Here is a 20,556-nt window from a genome sequence, read left to right on the forward strand (position 1 = left end):
TATTCTGATGTGATGACCATCGAGAAGTTTGCCAAGCACATAAAGGTTTATTGCATTAATGATATTTAACCGTTTGATAAAATGTAGCAGGTGAAGAGAAATAGAAAGAAAAAAGCGAAAAAAAGAATATTTTTACTTAAACCTTTGTGGATAGTATGCGTCTAATTCATAATGTATAGGACATATAGTATAGGATGTTTAAACATTCATCGCAAATAGAAATTATAAACTTTTAATATTGTGGCTAATGAAAAGAATGATAAGAATTTTGATGATTGCCATTTGCTGCATACTAACATGCAATATGGCAGCAAATGCAGGCAATGACAAGCCTATCGCCGTTAATGCTCTCCCGATAAAGGCTCAGACCTTACTCAGCAACCATTTCAACAATCAGAAGGTGATACTTGCTACCATTGAGACGGGAGTTATCAACAAGAGCTATGATGTGGTTTTGCAGAACGGAACCAAGCTGGAATTTGATAAAAAAGGAAATCTCACTGAGATTGACTGCAAGCAGGGAAAAGTGCCAGCCAAGCTGATTCCGCAGGCCATCAGAAACTACCTGAAGGAGAATTATCCAGCGCAAGCGGTAAAGAAGATTGAAATGAACAAGAATGAATACGAAGTGGAATTGGCAAATGGGTTGGATTTAACCTTCAACAAGCATTTTCAGGTAATCGACATCGATTGATAAGACAACTCGATATTGAGGGATTATTTTCAAAAGGTTCACCCGAAAAAATGTGATGACCTTCATCTAATGTGCCCCCACTAACTTTCCGATTCCGAGAAGGACACGGATGGTTAGTGGGGATTTTTTTTGAGTCCGAGAAAGAATGTCACTTTTTTACCTTTTCCAAACAGTCATTTACTGCCAATTAAAACGGAAGTTAAAACAGATAAATCTTGTTAAACAAATCATCTTTTACTACTTATGTTCATACCTTTGCACCCAAATTTATAATCAAAAGGGAAATTTTATGTTCTAATAAGGATAATACAAAGGATCATTCATTCAATTAAAAAGGTTCATTCCTTAATTGAAAGGATCATACATTAATTAACAAGAGAAAAATATGAGAGAAAAAACAGAAAGTTCAGTAGCCTGCAACCATCACAAAGTAGGCTTCTTAGGGCTGCTCGTCACATTAGGCATTGTGTTCGGAGACATCGGAACATCACCCCTCTATGTAATGAAGGCCATCCTCCATACAGGCGAAACCATCAACGAAAGTACTATTCTGGGCGCATTGTCCTGTATCATCTGGACACTCACCCTTCAGACTACCATCAAATACGTATGTGTAGCGCTGCGTGCCGACAACAATGGCGAGGGAGGCATCCTTGCTCTCTATGCCCTGCTGCGCCGACTCAAGAGCAAGTGGATTTACATTCTTGCCATCATTGGCGCAAGCACCCTGCTGGCAGACGGAATCATCACCCCTGCCATCACGGTGACCACGGCCATCGAAGGACTCGAGAGCATCAGTCCCAACCTGCCAGTTATTCCCATTACCCTTGCCATCATCACCATCATCTTCTTCGTGCAGCGTTTTGGTACAGAGAGCATAGGCAAATCGTTTGGAGTCTTCATGCTGCTATGGTTCCTACTGCTGGGTGTGGTGGGAGCATTCAGCATCACGTCTTACCCATTGATACTGAAGGCTTTCAACCCCTATTACGCAGCCATACTGCTGGCAAGATCTCCTGAATGGTTCTTGATTCTGGGTGCCGTATTTCTCTGTACCACCGGTGCAGAGGCTCTCTACTCCGACCTGGGGCATTGTGGCAGAAAGAACATCGCCATCAGTTGGGGATTCGTAAAGACCATGCTCATTCTCAACTATCTGGGTCAGGGAGCATGGGTGCTGAACCATATCCAGACTGCCTCCTCCGTGAATCCTTTCTTTTCCATCATGCCGCAGAGCCTGCTGTTCTTCGCCATCATCATGGCCACAGGTGCTGCAATCGTTGCGAGTCAGGCACTCATCAGCGGAACCTTCTCCATTTTGAGCGAAGCCATGAACCTTCACTTCTGGCCACGCATGCGAATTAAGCACCCAACCCATGTTAAGGGGCAACTCTATATCCCGATGATCAACCTCGCCATGTACATCGGCGTGGTGCTCATCATCCTGCTCTTCCGCGACTCCTCACACATGGAAGCAGCCTACGGACTTGCCATTACCATCACCATGCTGATGACCACCCTGCTGCTCGGTTTCTACCTGCACAGCAAGGGCGTGGCACGGGTCTTCACCCTGCTGTTTATGGGCGCATACTGCACCATCGAAGCCATCTTCCTGGCAGCCAATCTGTCAAAATTCCTTGCAGGAGGATGGTGTACGATGCTCATTGGCGGAATCCTGTTCCTGATGATGTATGTATGGGTGAGAGCCATGAAGATACGCTGCCATTATATCAGTACCAAACCACTGGATGACTATTATCAGATTATCTCCGATATCAAGGCCGACGAAAGCATTCCCAAGTACGCGTCCAACCTTGTATATGTAAATCATGCCGGCAAGGAAGGTGCTGTAGATGACAAACTGCTCTATTCCATCATCAACAAGCAACCTAAACGAGCCGATCATTATTGGCTTATCAATATGGATTTTGTTGATACACCAGACACACTGGAATACCGCTGCGAAACCCTGGTACCCGATACTCTTTACAGCATAACGATGCACATAGGTTTCCGCATAGAGCCTCGGGTAAGCCTCTATCTGAGACAAGTGGTGGAAGACCTTGTGGATGACAAAAAGGTGGATCTGACCAGTTCATACACCTCACTTCGCAAAAATGGTATTTTTGGCGACTTCCGCTTCATCATTATCCACCGCGTATATTACCCGGAAAGTTCCGACAATCGTCAACAGAATTTACTGATGAGTATCTACGCTCTTATCTGCAAGATAGGCATTGATGAGCCAAAAGCATTGGGACTTGACACTTCTATGGTGACAGTGGAACGTGTACCGCTCATCATCAACCAACGCAACAAGAGTATCAGGCGCATTAAGCCAATAGTGGAAGAAAAGGAGGAACATTCCAATTAAATAATATTAGCAGAGGAGAATAGATATCCTCTGATTAGCAGAAATAAATAAACCGGCTGACTTTATGTAACAAACATAAAATCAGCCGGTTTATTTATTTTAATACTCACATGTATCAGGGTCAGAACCTATTCTGTCAACCTTCAGTATTGCGATTTCAAGCATTTAGTCGATCATTATAGGCTGACCTGTGGAAATCTTAATTAGTTACTATACGCACTCTCACCATGCTCGTAGATGTCGAGACCTTCCTCCTCTACTCGCTTGTCAACACGCACACCTACAGACTTATCAACCACCTTGAAAATAATGTAAGTAACTATGATACTATAAATGATACTTACCACGGTGGCTACTACCAGAATCCAAAGCTGGTGCCAATCACCATAAAGGGCACCAAAAGCATCAAGCGCATCATCATACTTGAACTTCTCCTTTACTACTGCTACCATGAAGAAGCAGACTACGGTAGAAATGATACCGATGCAGAATGCTCCTAAAACAACATTCGTTGCAAAAAAAGCGTGAGGTTCTTCATAATGAAAATCCTCACGCTTTCCTTGTTCCCAAAATAAAATTTGTTTGTTATTTTCTTTGTTTGTTTACCATTCGTTTTTCACCTTTTATTATGTAAAGTCCAGGTTTAGACGCAGAAGAATACTGGTGTCCGTCCAAGCCATAAATACCATCAGGTTTCTTGGTCTTATGATCTTGTTCTACCCTATCAATGCCTGTTGTATCACCTACAAAACAGAATTGTAACACTGCTGCATCAGACGAATGCTGAAGATAAGCCGTATAAGGATCCAAAATCGAACCTACATCAACTTTGCAGAAGCTTGTCTTTTGGTTTTGAGAACCTATCAGATAAGCATGATCCTGAGAAGTAACCACATGATTACCATCCTTACAAGCACGAAGCATATTGCCAGTCAGCGAAGCTATAGGCATTGACAATGGAGCCTTCTCCATATGAAATACTCCCGTCATTGAAGGCGAAGTAAGAATAACGCCGCTCCCAGCTTGAATCGCATGACCTTCAGGAAGGGCTTTCAGCATTACTTTATCTCCCTGAATCTGCTCTACGTACCATGCTTTTACACCATTAGGAACAATTGCGTCAAAGGGTGCTCCGAATGAAGCTATACTTGCCACATCATGTAAATTTTCTGCAGCAAAGGTTGTTACTTCCACATTGACAGGTAGTACTGCATTATAAAGTGTTATTTTGCGGCGCAGCGTGTTGGCGTTCCATCGGTCGAGCCATTCACCCTCTCGCTCTATATCTACATGAATCTCATAATCACCTGGAGCCAGTTCGGTCAAATCTATCGTATGACTTGTAGAACTGGTAAGATTGGTCTCGTTGTTCCGCGGAATACTCACCATGTAGCCCTTGCTGGTATAAGCCGTTTCTCCCGACTTCATGTTTACAAGGCGATATCGCATCTGGGTGGAATAATAATTCTGGGTAATATACTTGGAATAGCCCGAAATGCCCAGCGTAACCTTTGGAGACTCTGACAGATTGAAATGATGTGAAGGCGCATAATTCCCCTTCTCGTCGAGTAACTTCACGGAAGTCACAGTTACTCGGCCATAATAGTTGTTGGGATGAACCTCCAAGAGGAAATCGTCAGGAACAGGAATCTCATAAACCGCAGGGGTCTTAGTCTCAATATTGTGATTGAAACGTAGCTTCATGCGATATTTGCCAGCCTTGAGTTCATGATTACCTGTAGTCCCTGTATAGGAAGTCATAAACTTGACAATCCAAGGTGTCGTCGTCATTCGCTGAGCCACCATGTGCATCATATAGGCATTCGGTACCTCATAGGTTTCTCCCTCCAGATGGCCAGTACCAATCAGTTCAACCTGCAATTCGCCACGAGCCTGATAACGGCTTAGATTGGAAATGTTCAACTGAATACCAGCGAGTTGACTGCTATAAGCATAGGCTGGTTCCAAAACATCAGGTTTTCCTACCAATGACAGATGTGGCTTGTCGTCCGATTGAATCAGCGTCACCTTACCTCCACTCACCATCATCTGCACAGTATTTCCATTCACCATACAGGTCCAGTTACCCCATTCGTTCTCATCGTTATTCAGCAGACGACGACCTAAAGGACGCAAATAATACGTACCATCGGCAGGACCATCTATCTCGCTCAAGTCGGCTCCCCACCAGTCATATTCAAAATTATAGCTATTATAATAGGTTGCCCAAGTCAGTACATCTGTTTTTCCGAAAACATGCAGACAATTACCATCCTCAGAAAACAGACCAATACCCACCTGTCCTGTATAAGCACCATTGTCGTCCTGAGCCAAATTTCTGGCACCTACACCCTTGAGCTGGGCTGGAATTCTGGAGGAAATTGTCATTCCTTCACTTACCTGAAACTGCAGTGCCTGATTATTATTGATGGACAAAACTACTGGTTTAGGACTAAGCGGTTCGATGATCCCATTATTCGGATGTATGAACAGAGCCAACTGCTTCTCATAGTAACAGCCATCACTACCATAGCCACCAGCTGCCACGGCAGCAGTATTGATGTCAAAATAGCCATCGTCGAGTCCACCCCATCCCCAGTTGACATGAACCAGTCCGTTCTCATCATATCCATCATATACAAAAGCATGGTCACCACCCGTCATAAATACCGGACAACCAGCCGAAAGTTCGTTGTAGATGGCTTGCAGGAATTCACCACCAGGCAGTAAATCTTTTTCCAGCTGACGCACCGTACAGTTGTAGTAGTTCTGCAGTGCATTCCAAACTTTACCTTCATCACATCGTGTTCCACTCACACCATATGTAGCCTGAGCCAGTTTTCCCAAATCACGCATCAGAACTCCCACGGCCTGTGCCTGTGCTTGATTATAACCACCCTGACTGTAATCGTCGAGCATATTGTTCCAATCATAATAATCATACGCCATCGCACCCTCGCCAAGTATCACTCCTGCTGGTCTCTTTTCTGGCCATCTATGAGCAAAGAGCACCTGAGCAGCGGCCGTGATGGTGCACCCCGTGAATGTAGGTTTGCCGCTAGTACTGCTGCGTGGAGTATAATAATTGTAAGGGTATTCTTGACTCCATGTTGCGCTTATCAAGGGTTTGACATAGGCCTTTGGAGGCTTAGCATAAGCGGGCGTAACGCTGATACTGTCCACCCTCACTTTCTCAACTGCTCGGGAATAACTTGCTAAAAGTTCTATCAGTGGAGCAGGCATATTGGCAGCATCCAACTGTCCCCTATCACTATATCCGAGCACACCGCCTACTCTATCATCAGCAGCTACGATAACAAATCCATCGCCATCCTGATTGTTGAAAAGATGGAGCGTAGGATCTACAGTTTTGTTTCCACGACTGTAAGCCACAGTCTGACTCTCGCTCATGCTCACTGGATTAATAAGATATTTGCTGGCTAAAGCCTTAGCCTGACTTTCGTCCACCGGGCCGCCATAGGCGACCATGGTCCCTATCACCCATACTGCTATGGAAAATATATATTTATTCATAAATGTAGAATCTTACTTAATAATATGTGTAGATACTTTTACTTGATCATCATTTTTTTACCATTGACTATATACATACCTGCCTGAGGTTTACCGCTTACCCTTCGTCCCTGCAAATCATAAATGCCAGAGTTTTTAGCAGCAATCGGTCTTGTAATCTGTTCAATACCAGTAGGACCATCTTTTCCATCACCTACATAGCAACGTGCTGCATTCTCTATTTTTCTGGTTTTGGTATTAAACAGAACTGCCACGATTTCTATCTTGCTTCGGTCTGAAATCACACTGTACTTGCTGATATTATGAAATATGGTGGAATGTTTCTTCACCTCATTGGAATGGAAGGAACCGGTGAGCGAATTTGCCAAACCTCTCTGCATTCCTTGAGATTCGATGGCTACATGATTGAAAACCACACCCTTCACCTTGGAATACCCCTCTACATAGTTGTTAATATCAGCATAAAACTTCATTTCTTCAGGAGCATCCTTATAAGTATCGCTCGCATACTCGGAATAATTTGCCTCCTGAACCCATTGTTCGTTTGTCAGCCCGCTTGCTGTCAGCACATAGCCGATAGCATAAGTATCGTCTGCAGCTGGATCCATGCAGGGTTCAACTTGGGTAGTCACGCGGATATTGTCATTTGTCTCATCCCACTGTGCTTCCACGTCAATATTCATACACGTTACCCTTTCCTTTTCTATTTTGAAAGCATCCGTAACATCATAACCGGCAGCCTTGGTGTCACGGGCTATCCAAACAGCAGGAAGCGTATTAGCATACTGGGCAATCAATCCATCATAGACAGAATATGAAACCGCCTGACTGATTGCGTCGGTCTTGTGAACTGATACTGGCACAACATCTTCAGGATACATACGGGCAATGGCATCTGTAGCCACTAGACCGATAGGACAATGCCAGCACCACATGGCTGCGTAGTCTTCCACCAGTACACGTTTATGAGGTATTTTATTGACCGTGCAACAGGTGATATAGATACTTCCTATAGTTGCCTCGTTGTACTGACCATTTACTTCAGTTATATTCAGTATGACATCAGCAGTGCCCAGTTTCGTGCCTGTTTTGATAGGGAATATCACTTCACGGGTTTCACCATAGGTAATCGGCTGGTCGAAAGTAAAAGTTGTTGGTCCCACGTTCTCACCTGTTTCCATGTAGTAGAGCGTATAGGTGATGCTCCTCGCATCGCTTTTGCCCCAACTGGTCAGTTTGATAGGTACGGACGTTTCTGTTTCGCCAAATTTCATGAATACATTGCCTATATTCATAGGAGCTACGGAATTCTGAGCCCAGCATCCAACGAATGAAAGCAGATGGAACACGGCTAATAGGAGATAATGTTTTAACGTCATAAATGCTGTTTTAAAATATGTGATTATTAAAAATTATTCTTTAGATCATTTGATGGATGATGTTTGATTTCTTATTATATGTACTTACTAAATGTTGATTGATTCATAAACTTACAAACACTATTTTTCAATATTATACTTATATTTATGCGCAAAATTAATCATTTCTTTTGTAATATCCTAAAGAATGGCTGATTTTTTGAATATTTTTCAGAATATAATTTGTACCTTTGCATTCTGAAACATCGATACGTTCATTTTTATCAGAAAACAGAAAGCAAAGTCGATGAACACCATAATTTATAATATAGACAGAAGAAAAGAATATGATTACAGTTGATGGACTGACCGTCGAGTTTGGCGGCACCACCTTATTTAAAGACATTTCCTTCCAGATCAATGAGAAGGACCGTATAGCCCTGATGGGTAAAAATGGCGCAGGCAAGAGTACCTTGCTTAAAATCATTGCCGGTGTGAGAACGGCTACAAGAGGTACAGTTTCCGCTCCAAAAGATTGCGTCATTGCCTATCTTCCGCAGCATCTGATGACCGAGGACGGTCGAACCGTGTTCGATGAAACCTGTCAGGCGTTCGCTCATCTGCACGAGATGCAGGCGGAAATCGACCGTATCAACAATGAACTTGCCACCCGCACAGACTATGATAGCGATGACTACATGCAGCTCATCGAAAAGGTTTCTTCACTCTCAGAAAAATTCTATGCTATCGACATGACTCATTTCGAAGAAGATGTTGAGAAAACCCTTCTTGGACTGGGTTTTGAACGTTCTGATTTCGATCGTCCTACAAGCGAATTCTCTGGTGGTTGGCGAATGCGTATCGAATTGGCAAAACTACTGCTGAAATCTCCTGATGTCTTGCTGCTGGATGAGCCTACCAATCATCTCGACATCGAATCTATCGGTTGGCTTGAGGATTTCATCATCAACAGTTCTAAAGCCGTGGTTGTCATCAGCCACGACCGCAAGTTTGTAGATGACATTACCACTCGTACCATAGAGGTTACTATGGGGCGCATCTACGACTACAAGGCTACCTATAGCCAGTATCTGGAACTGCGCAAGGAGCGTCGCGAACAGCAGATGAAGAAATATGAGGAGCAGCAGAAGATGATAGCCGAAACCAAGGATTTCATTGAGCGCTTCAAAGGTACTTATTCCAAAACATTTCAGGTGCAGAGCCGCGTGAAGATGCTGGAGAAACTTGAACTTATTGAGGTGGATGAAGAAGACACCAGTCGCCTTCGCCTCAAGTTCCCGCCAAGTCCTCGCAGCGGTGCCTATCCTGTGCAGATGAGCGATGTATCAATGTCTTTTGATGATAAGAAGATATTCAGCGGCGTGAATCTTACTGTAGAGCGTGGCGACAAGATAGCTTTCGTAGGTCGTAATGGCGAGGGTAAATCCACGCTCGTGAAATGTATCATGGGGCAGTTGCAGAATGAGGGAAAACTCGAATTGGGGCATAATGTACAGATAGGTTATTTCGCTCAGAATCAAGCCTCTCTGCTTGATGGTGAACTCACCGTATTCCAGACTATCGACGATGTGGCGAAAGGAGAAATCCGCAATAAGATACGCGATTTGCTCGGGGCTTTCATGTTTGGTGGCGAAGACTCTACCAAGAAGGTGAAAGTCCTCTCCGGTGGTGAGCGTACTCGCCTTGCCATTCTCAAACTTCTCTTGGAGCCGGTAAACCTGTTGATTCTGGATGAGCCTACCAATCATCTCGACCTCAAGACCAAGGACGTGCTCAAGCAAGCTCTTCTGGATTTCGACGGAACCCTCATTGTAGTGAGTCACGACCGCGATTTCCTCGATGGACTGGTGAGTAAGGTCTATGAATTCGGTCATGGTCGCGTCCGCGAACATTTGTGCGGCATCTACGAGTTCCTCGAAACCAAGAAAATGGAAAATCTGCAGGAACTGGAAAAGAAATCATAACATCATCATGGCTTTCATGAGAAGTCAGAGTAAACACCATAGTAGATTACTTAAAAAACAACAAGTAATGTCGATTGAAAATATAGCCAAACGTTCCGGTAATCTTCCAGTTTTTCAAATCGCTGATGCAGTAAACCAAACTTTGTCAGAGCACAATTCCATTGTGATTACGGCTGCACCCGGTTCTGGAAAATCAACCGTTCTCCCGCTTACCATGCTTCAAGCATTGGGAAGCGAGGGGAAAATAATCATTCTCGAACCCAGGAGAATTGCAGCCAGACAAATCGCTGAGCGCATGGCATATTTGCTCGGTGAACCGATAGGAAAAACTGTGGGTTATCGTATTCGCTTTGAAACCAAAGTTTCTAAAGATACACGCATTGAAGTCGTGACGGAAGGAATTCTTACCAGAATGCTGATAGAAGATGCTACACTCGACGGGGTGAATCTTGTTATCTTTGATGAATTTCATGAAAGAAGTCTTACGGCTGATCTTGCTTTTGCCCTCACCCATCAAACCCAACAGATTATCAGAGACGACCTGAAAATCGCCATCATGTCGGCTACCATTGATGTGGACTCTATCTGCCATTCCCTTCAGGCTCCCATGATAGAGAGTCAGGGAAAAATGTTTCCTGTGGAAATTGTTTATGCAAAGGAAACTCCGCAACTTCATGAGATTGTGCAGGTTACTGCTGCCACGATCCTGAAAGTCTATAAAGAGCAGAAAGGAGACATGCTTGTATTTCTGCCTGGACAGGGAGAGATTATAAAATGCGCAGAATTGCTTGAGAATTCTTCAATTGATGCGAAGGTTTATCCTCTTTACGGCAACTTATCTCAAGAAGCGCAAAAACAGGCCATCGCTCCTTCCCTGGATGGAGAAAGGAAGATAGTGCTCGCTACTCCTATTGCTGAAACTTCCATTACTATCGATGGGGTAAAAATTGTGATAGATACGGGGTATTGCCGTCGTTTGAACTATGATGCGAAAACCGGATTGAGTCATCTTGATACGGTAAGAATCAGCAAGGACATGGCTGTACAGAGAGCGGGACGTGCAGGACGAGTGACAGAAGGAACCTGCTATCGACTCTGGACAATGGCGACGGAACATCAGATGGAGGAACAACGTAAACCGGAAATTCTGGAAGCAGACTTGTCATCCATGTTGCTTGAAGTCGCAGCATTCGGCGAAAGAAATGTTGCAGCCTTGCCTTGGCTTACTCCACCTCCGACTGGTAACTTATTGAGTGCAAAGGAATTATTGGTAATGCTTGGAGCGATTGTTCTGCATAATTCCCAGCCAAAGAATGTTTCTCATAGCAAGGAGGAAGAAGCTTCTTTCAGCCTGACTCCTTTGGGCAAAGTAATGGTCAAACTCCCTTGCCATCCTCGTATTGCTAAAATGATTTCGGGAACGAAAACGCAACAGGAAAAGAGTCTGGCATGTGATGTGGCCGCTCTCTTGGAAGAAAAAGATCCACTTTCTGATCAGGAGGATAAGGACATTACTCTTCGCATTTCCCTTTTGCGGAATGCACGCAGAAAACAGAGTTTGGGCAGATGGGCAAAAATCGCACAGAGTTCGGCAGAACTGCATCGTATGTGCAAGGTTAAAGTGGAGAATCTGGATCCTTCTGCTGATGTTGTCGGCCGTCTGGTGGCTTTAGCTTATCCGGAACGCATCGCACTCGCCATGGATCATATTGGCAACTATCGTTTGGCGAATGGTAATAGAGTCAGAATAGAAAGCACAGATTCCCTAATTGGTTACCAATGGCTTGCGGTGGCTTCGATGCATTCCAATGGAAATGCAGGAAAGGTTTTCTTAGCAGCACCTGTCTGCGAAAAGGATTTACACGAACTCGCCACGGAGCATGATCATATTTCTTGGGACAGTAAACAGGGATGTGTTGTCATGCAAAGAGAAAAAAGAATTGGAAGAATCATCGTTGACAGCAAACCGATTCATGATATTGATAAAAGTCTGATTATCAACATTATATGTGAAACTATCAGAAAAGATGGACTTAGCATGTTCGACTGGAATGAACAGGTGCAATTGCTGCAGAGGCGTGTGGCTCAAGTGGCAGAATGGCACCCTGAACTGGAGATTCCGAATCTGAGTACTCCTTATCTGATGGAACATGCGCAAGACTGGCTTCCGTTCTATCTGGAAGAAGGAAATCATGTGATTTCCACAAACAGTGAACTGAAGAAAATCAATCTGAAAGAAGTTTTGTGGAATAGCATTCCTTATGATCTTCAACAGGAAATCGATCGGCTGGCTCCTACTCATATCCAAGTTCCTTCTGGTAGCAGAATCAAACTCGATTACCGTCAGGGTACTGAAATTCCTGTATTGAGCGTACGTTTGCAGGAGTGCTTTGGAATGAAGGAAACACCTTGCGTGAATGACGGAAAACAACCTGTACTGATGGAACTTCTGTCGCCTGGTTTCAAGCCTGTACAATTGACTCAGGATTTAGGCAGTTTCTGGAAGGACACATATTTTGAAGTACGAAAGGAATTGAAGCGTCGCTATCCCAAGCATTTCTGGCCGGAAAATCCGTTGGAAAGCGAAGCTGTTAAGGGAGTGAAGAGATAGTTTATCTTTTCACTCTATCTTTTGAATTTCCCCTCTCATTTTTTACTTTTTTACCTTTTTACCCTTTTACCTTTTTACCTTTAATAATATATAAATGACAATCGGGGCTCCAAAGAGTGGGGTTACGGCATTGAGCGGCAACGTACCATTCCAGCAAGGCAATGAACACAGGAGATTACAGATTTGAGCCATCAGGCTGCCGGCAATCATTGTAAAAGGAATGAGCAATCGATGATTGTCTGTAGATAAAAGCATCCGAGCCAGATGTGGAGTTACCAGTCCGATGAAAGCTATAGGTCCGCAAAAAGCTGTAACAACGGCAGTCAATACACCTGTTATTAATAAAAGTGTCAGTCGGATTTTTGATATTTCAAACCCCAAGCTTGCTGCATACTGTTCGCCTAATAATAGCGCATTGAGGGGTTTGCTCATCATCAAGGCAAAGAAACTTCCTATCAGAACAACACCAGCCAGAAGCGGAACGTTTCCCATCGTAACATTTCCGAAACTACCCAATCCCCAAATCATATAAGACTTAACTCCCTCTGCCGTAGCATAGAAATTGAGAAGAGAGATGGCGCTGCTTGCCAAATACCCTATCATAATACCGATAATGAGAAGTACTACGTGACTTTTGACCATCGTAGAAAGCAGAGAGATCATGCAGATGATAATCATCGCTCCCACAAAAGCACTGACAAGAATTGCCAAGTAACCATTGGTTGTATAAGAACCTAAAGAAATATTTCCTCCAAGTATGAACATCACGATAGCTACTGCCAGACTTGCACCACTGCTAATGCCGAATACGTCAGGTCCGGCAAGTGGATTGCGGAAGGTTGTTTGAAGCAATAATCCAGAAACCGACAATGCAGCTCCGGCTAAAAGTGCCGTAAAAGCCTGAGGAAGACGGGATTCCAAAACAATATAACTATATGAAGGATTTGCCATCCCCTCTCCTTTTCCGAGTAGGATGGCTATGACGTCTTGAATCGGAATTGAAACGCTACCTAATGCTAAACTTAACATAAACAGCAATAGAACAGCCATCAATCCTGCGATAGTATATATGAAAACTTTGCCCATAATCGTATTCTTGTTTGAAATTCTATTCTTTTGTTTGAAATGATCATCTCCTTCAGAAATAACATATTACTTAGTCAGAAATATATTACCCTATCAGAAATAACTTTTACTTCATCAGAAATAAATCAATACTTCATCAGAAAATAAAAAAAATAGGACCTGTTTCTCAACAAATCCTATTCACATACTTACTAAAACTAAATTAACCACTAAAAAAACTAATATTTTCTTGTATAAACAATCTGTTTTCATTTGCAAAGGTAGTACTTTTATTTGTAACCACCAAATTATTCTCGCCTTTTTTTCTTGAAAATTACGAAAAAACAAAATTTTAACAGTTGTTGTCTATTCCTGTCGTTTTTCTGTCTTATTTCAAGAAAGCAACATTTAGAACTTGTAAGACAAAGTCATCAGCAACTGATGACGATTGTTCTCAACTTTTGTTGCAGGAGCTATACAATCGTTCTCACTGTCATGATTATCATAGTAACTCATGAATGGATAGAAATCTCCCTTCTGGGCACTATACTGATAAGCCACATCGAAGGCCCAACCCTGATAGTTGAAACCTACACCGGCTGTAATGCGATTGGTAGCCTTCCAGTTGGTAAAGTCGCTGGAAGTTGCATAAGCTGTTCCAGGAGAAGCGATGCTCTGATCACGGTAACCTTCTTCCTTAAACATCGGAGATACATAATTATATCCGAGACGGATGGCAACCAATGGCATAGGCTTGTACTCCAAACCTAATTTCACGGTACTAACTCCACTCAGTGAAAAACGAGTGTTATCGTTCATGGCATCATCACTACTGCTGGTCTCATAATAATCGCCATACCAGGAATCATAATATCCACCATCTTTGATGCGATTGTCCATGCGATCATACCAAGCATATTCATAAGTAGCACCCAATGCAAGATAGTTGCCCACTGTATGTCCGAGGCTGACACCAGCTTTCCAAGCAGTATTCAGACGATAATCATAGCTGCAGGTATTGTTATTGGAGTCCTCGTTTTCTCCATCAGCCATGTACAGTTTGGAAGCACCACTCATGGTCAGGTCGTAATATACTGGCGAATTCAAGTAGGCACCGATGCGGAATGGAGAATCATTCAAAGGACGGAAGATAACACCGGCCTTTACATCAAAACCAGTTCCATCAATCTTGAGACTCTCATAATGGTCGGAAATCGCTCCGCCAGGATTATCAGATTTCATGTTTTCAGAGTACATGGAGTTGCTCTTATAGTTGACATCATGCAAACCAATGGTAAGACCAAGCCAAACACGATTGTTGATGGAACCGCTGATGTTGAAATCATACTGTCCTATGTATCCTTTCTGAGTCTGACCATAGAGAAACTCATTGCCATCATAATAATTCATATTTTTATCTTGGTCAAAGCCCATCATCTTTTCATAATTAGCATCAACACCGGTCCATACCATATCTCCGCCTGTCTGACCATGAAAAGCAGCATATTTAATAGCAGTCAACTTGCTTTGAGAAGCCCCATTCAGATTGTTGGCTGCATTCAGAATCTGATTGAAATCAGCACTCTTGTGATAGTTAAATGCCAAATTGATGTAGCTTTTTCTGCCGCGTGTAGGCGACCAGACTATACCTACCTGATCAAGGCTTACATGTGATTTGCTTCCATCAAAATCAATAGTCGTATTATTGAACTTTGTATAGTTCTCTGCGTCAGTCTGCGCCATAACACCGGCAGAAAGACTAACCTGATTCTTTCTGAACAAACCAATACCAGCAGGGTTAGATCCGATGGTAGAAATATCTGCACCGAGGGCTTCCATGGCGCCACCCATACCTACATAACGTGCAGTACCATTCAGACTGTTCTCTGCAAATTTAGTATCCTGGTAAGTTTCCTGAGCCAAGGCTGGGGCTGCCATGAGTCCCAGCGCAGCTAACAAGAAATATTTAGAATTCTTCATCATGATTTCCAAACTTTAAATAAATTACTTATATTACATTTTTTATCTTCTGCCACCAAAGCTGCCGCCTCCGCCGGAACGTGAGCCTCCTCCAAAGCTACCGCCGCCGAAGCTGCCGCCAGAATGACTTCCACCGAAACTACCTCCTCCAAAGTTACCACTTCTGTTGCCAAAGCCACTGAAGTTGGAATTACTATTGTTAGAGCGGTTGGAATTGCCGAAACTATTGTTGTAATCACGGTTGGAACGATTGCCGAAGTTACGATTGCCATACGAGTTATCATCCCTTCTGCCATTATAGCGGCCAGAATTATTACCCGGACCATTCCAACTGCGGTTGCCGGCATAACCCTTTGGATTTCCGCTGTAGTGAACATGTCCTATCATCGGACCACCCCAGTACCAAGGATTGTAATATCCACCCCATCCATACCAAGGAGAATACCAACCTCCATACCAGCCAGCATATCCGTAATACCAAGGATCGTAGAATGGGTCAAACCATGGGTCGTACCAACCTGCGTAATAACCATAGCGCCAAGGATTTCTCCAGCCCCAGTAGCCACTACGCCAGTAATAAGGTCCTACTCCATAATAATCATAGAACCATGGATTATAATAACCATCCCAACGGCTTAAATCTCGTGTGTATTCGAAATCCTCATCCTGATTGATGAATTTCTGAGCGAAAGCCTCATCGTCGTAAATAGAGTCTGGTTTGACACCTTTCTCAAGACGGAATGAAATAATGTCATTACCCAAAGAATCTGTAGTGATACCTTGATAATGACTCAATATTCTACCATTACGATTGTATTCGTCAACGGAACGTGGACTGCCCGACCAATGAATAGCATAAAGACTATCACGAACGGCACGTACTCTGGCATAAGCCTTCGCTCTCTGTTCACGGAGTGCAGCTTCTTTCTTGGCCTCCTGTTTCGGATTGAAATAGAGGTCATCGTCCTGAGCCATCGTTGTCAATGGCATCGCTGCTACAAGGACTGCAAGAAGAACAAATTTTTTCATTATATGACTCCTTTTATTTATTCTCTAACCAACTTTCTATACAAATATAATTAATTACATGCAAAAATATTGCTTATTCTCATGCAAAATTAAAGAAAAACCCTAAATAATGATAGGTTTTTCCCTATTTTTTATAATTTTGCAGTAGTTTTTTAGATTTAAATAAGAATTGAAGAATTGATATGAAATATTTAGTAGCAAAATTTAAGATTAAAGCCAGCGAGGATTTGATGCAAGTTTGCAAGGATCTGTTGGCTGACAGTGCAGCTGAAGCCGGATTTGAATCGTTTGAAGAAACTGAAGAAGGCATGGAGGCGTATGTGCAGAAAGAATTGTTTGATAAGGAAATACTTGATCAGAATATTAAAGAATTTCCTATTGAAGGAACAGAAATCTCTTACGAGGTAGAAGAAGCTGAAGATAAAGACTGGAATCAGGAATGGGAAGATCAGGGATTTGAACCGATTTGTATTGATGACCAGATTCTCATCTATGACGCCAAACATCCGGATCTCCACCCTACTACATCTCCAGACCATATTGAGATTGGAATCGAAGCTAAACTCGCCTTCGGTACAGGTAACCACGAAACGACACGCATGATTGTTTCTTCGCTCATGAACATGAATCTGTACAAGAAGCGTGTTCTTGATTGTGGTTGCGGTACTGGAATCTTAGGGATTGTGGCTTCTAAGTTGGGAGCAGGCGATGTGGTCGGTTATGATATAGATGAATGGAGCGTAGAAAATTCCAAGCATAATGCCCAGCTTAACGGCGTGAATAATATGAGCGTATATTTCGGCAATGCATCAGTCATCAATCATATCAGTGGTATGTTTGACGTGGTTCTTGCCAATATCAACAGAAACATTCTCTTGGAAGACATGAATGTTTTCAGAAGTGTAATGAATGATGGCTCTTATTTGATTCTCAGCGGTTTCTACGTGGAAGACATTCCTGTGTTGCTGGAGAAAGCAAAGGAATTGGGATTGTCGGAAATCGAAAGAAAAAGCGATAACAACTGGGCTTGTCTCATTCTCAAAAACTAATCAACTTCTGTATCTTTTAATGACAATTTCAGAGGTTTTTAAGGAAAATTTTGGATGCAGTAAATAAAGGGCTGCATCCAACTATATACTAAATCATAAAATCCTTTCTTTTAGGCAGATTTGCTAAAAGAAAGGATTTATTCTTCTTCATATTCTTCTTCATATTCTTCTTCATATTCATCATCTCCAAAAAGACTTTCGCCTTTTGAACCAATACAGAGTTTTCGTAGGTCATAATAACTTCCGTTGTAGATATTGAAATCCACGTAGCCCTTAATGCCTGGTAGTTTACCAGCATCCGTATGCTGCCAGAACTTCCACTTTCCCTTGTACTGCACCTTATCTACATAATAATGCGCTATCCAATAAGGATAGTCATCAAAGACAGGAGCGCTCAGATACTTCTCCTTAAACTTATAATAGGTGTAGATAATCGGCTTGGCATGATACTTATCTTCTACGATATGCAGCCAGGTAAGTACATCACGCTGAAAATCTTCAACAGACTTATCTGCAGGCTTGTGCTCTATATCCAGAACTGGTGGCAGATCTCCATCTGTAAGATGTATCTTCTCCAGGAAGAAATATGCCTGATCGCGAGCAGAAGACTTATTACTCCAAAAATGATAAACACCACGGATAAAACCATAATCCCGCGCCTGATTAAAATTCTCTCTGAAATTATCATCCAGACGTGAGGAACCTTCTGTTCCCTTGATGATGATAAAGCGAACAGGACAGCCTTTTATCATCGCATTCTTGAGCTGTTCCCAATCAATCGTACCCTGATAATGCGAAATATCTATACCATGAATCTCATAACCTTCAGGATATTCTACATCACCATACAAAGCACGCCACCGGAAACCAGTAGGACTTACGAAGAAATAATAAAAAGCCCAGATGTAAAGAAAAACAATCAATAATCCTCCTATCCACCATGCCCAACGGGGATATGAACGGAGGAAACGTGGTAAAAAAGAAGACGAACGCCTTCTTGCACGAGTATTACCACGTCGAGTCGTTTTCTTTCTCGGCATGCTATGTTTTTTCTGTGAAGAAGCCGTTCGTCTTGTTGACATATACTATAAAAATATAATACGATATTACTTAGCCTGCTCCAACTGGAGAGTCTTGGTGGTCTGGTCGCAAACCTCTGTAGGACCCCAGTACTGGATAGGACCTGGATATACATAAGAAGTCTCCTTAGCCCACTGCTCACGCTTAGAAGCGAAGAACTTGAATGGAGCACCGTCGAGCTCTACGAGAGCCTTACGGATAACAGGCTTGTTAGCACCGTTACGACGCTCGATGTTCATCATCATAGTGATAGGCACACCACCAGCAATCCACTCTGCAGCAGGAGCTGTTGTGTTCTTGATTACTGACATATAACCTGTCTTACCATTAGCGATGAGGCAAGAAGCATTGAATCCGAGTGAGTAGCAGTAGTCTGCATCGTAGTTAGAAGGAGCAGCGCAGCGTCCCTCGTAACCGAAGAAGTGATGCTGAGCAGAGAACTTACCTACATACTTACCCTCCTTCTTCCAAGCAGCCAACTTCTCAGCTACCATGCGAGAGAGCAACTTCTCTGTCTCGATGAGAGAAACCTGTACGTTTCCGTGAGGATCGCGGTCGAGGCAAAGCTGGCGAGCTACGTCAGCTGGCAAAGACTCCAATACAGCGAGGTTGTCCTTAGCGATTGCACCCTTAACGAATGCAATCTGCTCCTCTGCACTTGCAAACTCACGGCTCTCGCCTGTAGCAGGGTCTGTAAGAACCTCGTTCAACTCTGCGATGAGCTTCTTGATAGCAGGGATAAACTCGATCAAACCCTCAGGAATGAGAACAGTACCGAAGTTATTGCCATCAGCAGCACGGTCTGCTACAGCCTTAGCAATATATGTAACAACATCATCAAGTGACATTTCCTTAGCCTCTACCTCCTCAGAAATCAAGCAGATGTTAGGCTGAGTCTGGAGTGCGCACTCAAGAGCGATATGAGAAGCAGAACGACCCATCAACTTGATGAAGTGCCAGTATTTACGTGCAGAATTGCAGTCGCGCTCAATGTTACCGATGAGCTCAGAGTAAGTCTTACAAGCTGTATCGAAACCGAAAGAAGTCTCAATCTGCTCGTTCTTCAAGTCACCGTCGATAGTCTTAGGACATCCGATTACCTGAACGCCATACTTCTTAGCAGCGTAGTACTCTGCAAGTACACAAGCATTGGTATTAGAGTCGTCACCACCGATGATTACGAGAGCCTTGATACCAAGTTCGCGAAGAATCTCGATACCCTTCTCAAACTGGTCTTCCTTCTCCAACTTAGTACGGCCAGAGCCGATGATATCAAAACCACCAGTATTGCGGTACTCGTCCATGATTTCAGAAGTAATCTCCATGTAGTTGTGATCTACGAGACCACCAGGACCGAGAATGAAACCATAAAGTTTGTTAGCTGGGTTGAGCGCCTTTACACCATCGAAAAGACCAGAAATCACGTTGTGACCACCAGGAGCCTGACCACCAGAGAGGATAACACCTACATTGAAAGAAGGGAGTTCCTTAGCCTCACCAGCTTCGAAAGTGATGACAGGCATTCCGTATGTATTAGGGAACAATGCCTTAATTTCATCCTGATTACCTACTGACTGTGTAGCTGCACCCTCTACTGCCTTAACAGGGCCCTGAAGAGCCTTTGGCAACTTTGGCTGATAAGCAGCTCTTGCAATTTGCAATGCACTTTTTTCCATAATTATTCTTTAATATTTAAAAGTTGAAACTACAAAAACTTTGAAAAACACTGCAAAAATAACTTTTTTTTGCGAAATAATGAAAGAAAAAAGCTAAAATTGCGTTAATCAGTATTTTTTT

General features: G+C 43.0%; 12 protein-coding genes and 1 pseudogene. 5 read left to right on the forward strand and 8 right to left on the reverse strand.

Going from position 1 to position 20,556, the window contains the following annotated elements:
- Nucleotides 1–304 precede the first annotated feature (304 nt).
- The gene (locus tag DW917_RS06910; protein ID WP_233524660.1) at nt 305–694 is read left to right on the forward strand and encodes a PepSY-like domain-containing protein; all 390 of its coding nucleotides are present in this window, start codon (nt 305–307) and stop codon (nt 692–694) included.
- A gap of 385 nt (nt 695–1,079) precedes the next feature.
- Nucleotides 1,080–3,068, forward strand: a complete 1,989-nt coding sequence (locus tag DW917_RS06915; protein WP_118117290.1) for a KUP/HAK/KT family potassium transporter — start codon at nt 1,080–1,082, stop codon at nt 3,066–3,068.
- A 203-nt stretch (nt 3,069–3,271) separates the two neighbouring features.
- On the opposite strand, the pseudogene DW917_RS06920 reads toward DW917_RS06915, so the two are convergent.
- The 3 genes and pseudogenes from DW917_RS06920 to DW917_RS06930 all read right to left on the reverse strand — a co-directional run.
- Nucleotides 3,272–3,571 (reverse strand): annotated as a pseudogene (locus DW917_RS06920) (ammonia channel protein); the annotation flags it as partial.
- Between the two features lie 82 nt (nt 3,572–3,653).
- A complete protein-coding gene (locus DW917_RS06925) occupies nt 3,654–6,602 on the reverse strand; it encodes a C10 family peptidase (protein ID WP_118117291.1) in 2,949 nt (982 codons plus the stop codon).
- A gap of 38 nt (nt 6,603–6,640) precedes the next feature.
- Nucleotides 6,641–7,981, reverse strand: a complete 1,341-nt coding sequence (locus DW917_RS06930; protein ID WP_118117292.1) for a hypothetical protein — start codon at nt 7,979–7,981, stop codon at nt 6,641–6,643.
- A gap of 326 nt (nt 7,982–8,307) precedes the next feature.
- Here DW917_RS06930 and DW917_RS06935 point away from each other — a divergent pair, with 326 nt between their 5' ends.
- Complete coding sequence (locus DW917_RS06935) at nt 8,308–9,945, forward strand: ABC-F family ATP-binding cassette domain-containing protein (RefSeq protein ID WP_118117293.1); 1,638 nt, start codon at nt 8,308–8,310, stop codon at nt 9,943–9,945.
- A 67-nt stretch (nt 9,946–10,012) separates the two neighbouring features.
- Nucleotides 10,013–12,556, forward strand: coding sequence for an ATP-dependent helicase HrpB (gene hrpB, locus DW917_RS06940; protein WP_118117294.1), 2,544 nt, complete (start codon nt 10,013–10,015; stop codon nt 12,554–12,556).
- 66 nt (nt 12,557–12,622) lie between these two features.
- Here the strand turns inward: hrpB and DW917_RS06945 are convergent, their stop codons facing one another.
- From DW917_RS06945 to DW917_RS06955, 3 genes are all read right to left on the reverse strand, one after another.
- Nucleotides 12,623–13,642 (reverse strand): iron ABC transporter permease, encoded by a 1,020-nt coding sequence (locus DW917_RS06945; protein WP_118117295.1) that lies wholly within the window; start codon nt 13,640–13,642, stop codon nt 12,623–12,625.
- Nucleotides 13,643–14,029: 387 nt separating this feature from the next.
- Nucleotides 14,030–15,601, reverse strand: coding sequence for an OmpP1/FadL family transporter (locus DW917_RS06950; protein ID WP_118117328.1), 1,572 nt, complete (start codon nt 15,599–15,601; stop codon nt 14,030–14,032).
- Nucleotides 15,602–15,643: 42 nt separating this feature from the next.
- Nucleotides 15,644–16,630 carry a hypothetical protein gene (locus tag DW917_RS06955; RefSeq protein ID WP_147344132.1) on the reverse strand — a complete coding sequence of 329 codons (987 nt, stop codon included), beginning with the start codon at nt 16,628–16,630 and terminating at the stop codon, nt 15,644–15,646.
- Nucleotides 16,631–16,812: 182 nt separating this feature from the next.
- On the opposite strand from DW917_RS06955, the gene prmA reads away from it, so the two are divergent.
- Nucleotides 16,813–17,679, forward strand: a complete 867-nt coding sequence (prmA, locus tag DW917_RS06960; RefSeq protein ID WP_118117297.1) for a 50S ribosomal protein L11 methyltransferase — start codon at nt 16,813–16,815, stop codon at nt 17,677–17,679.
- A 137-nt stretch (nt 17,680–17,816) separates the two neighbouring features.
- Here the strand turns inward: prmA and DW917_RS06965 are convergent, their stop codons facing one another.
- Both DW917_RS06965 and DW917_RS06970 read right to left on the reverse strand, forming a co-directional pair.
- Nucleotides 17,817–18,719, reverse strand: a complete 903-nt coding sequence (locus tag DW917_RS06965; protein ID WP_118117298.1) for a glycoside hydrolase family 25 protein — start codon at nt 18,717–18,719, stop codon at nt 17,817–17,819.
- Between the two features lie 66 nt (nt 18,720–18,785).
- Nucleotides 18,786–20,435, reverse strand: a complete 1,650-nt coding sequence (locus DW917_RS06970) for a diphosphate--fructose-6-phosphate 1-phosphotransferase (RefSeq protein WP_118117299.1) — start codon at nt 20,433–20,435, stop codon at nt 18,786–18,788.
- Nucleotides 20,436–20,556: the final 121 nt, after the last annotated feature.

Origin of the sequence: Prevotella sp. AM42-24, assembly GCF_003461825.1 — a bacterium.
GTDB lineage: Bacteria > Bacteroidota > Bacteroidia > Bacteroidales > Bacteroidaceae > Prevotella > Prevotella hominis.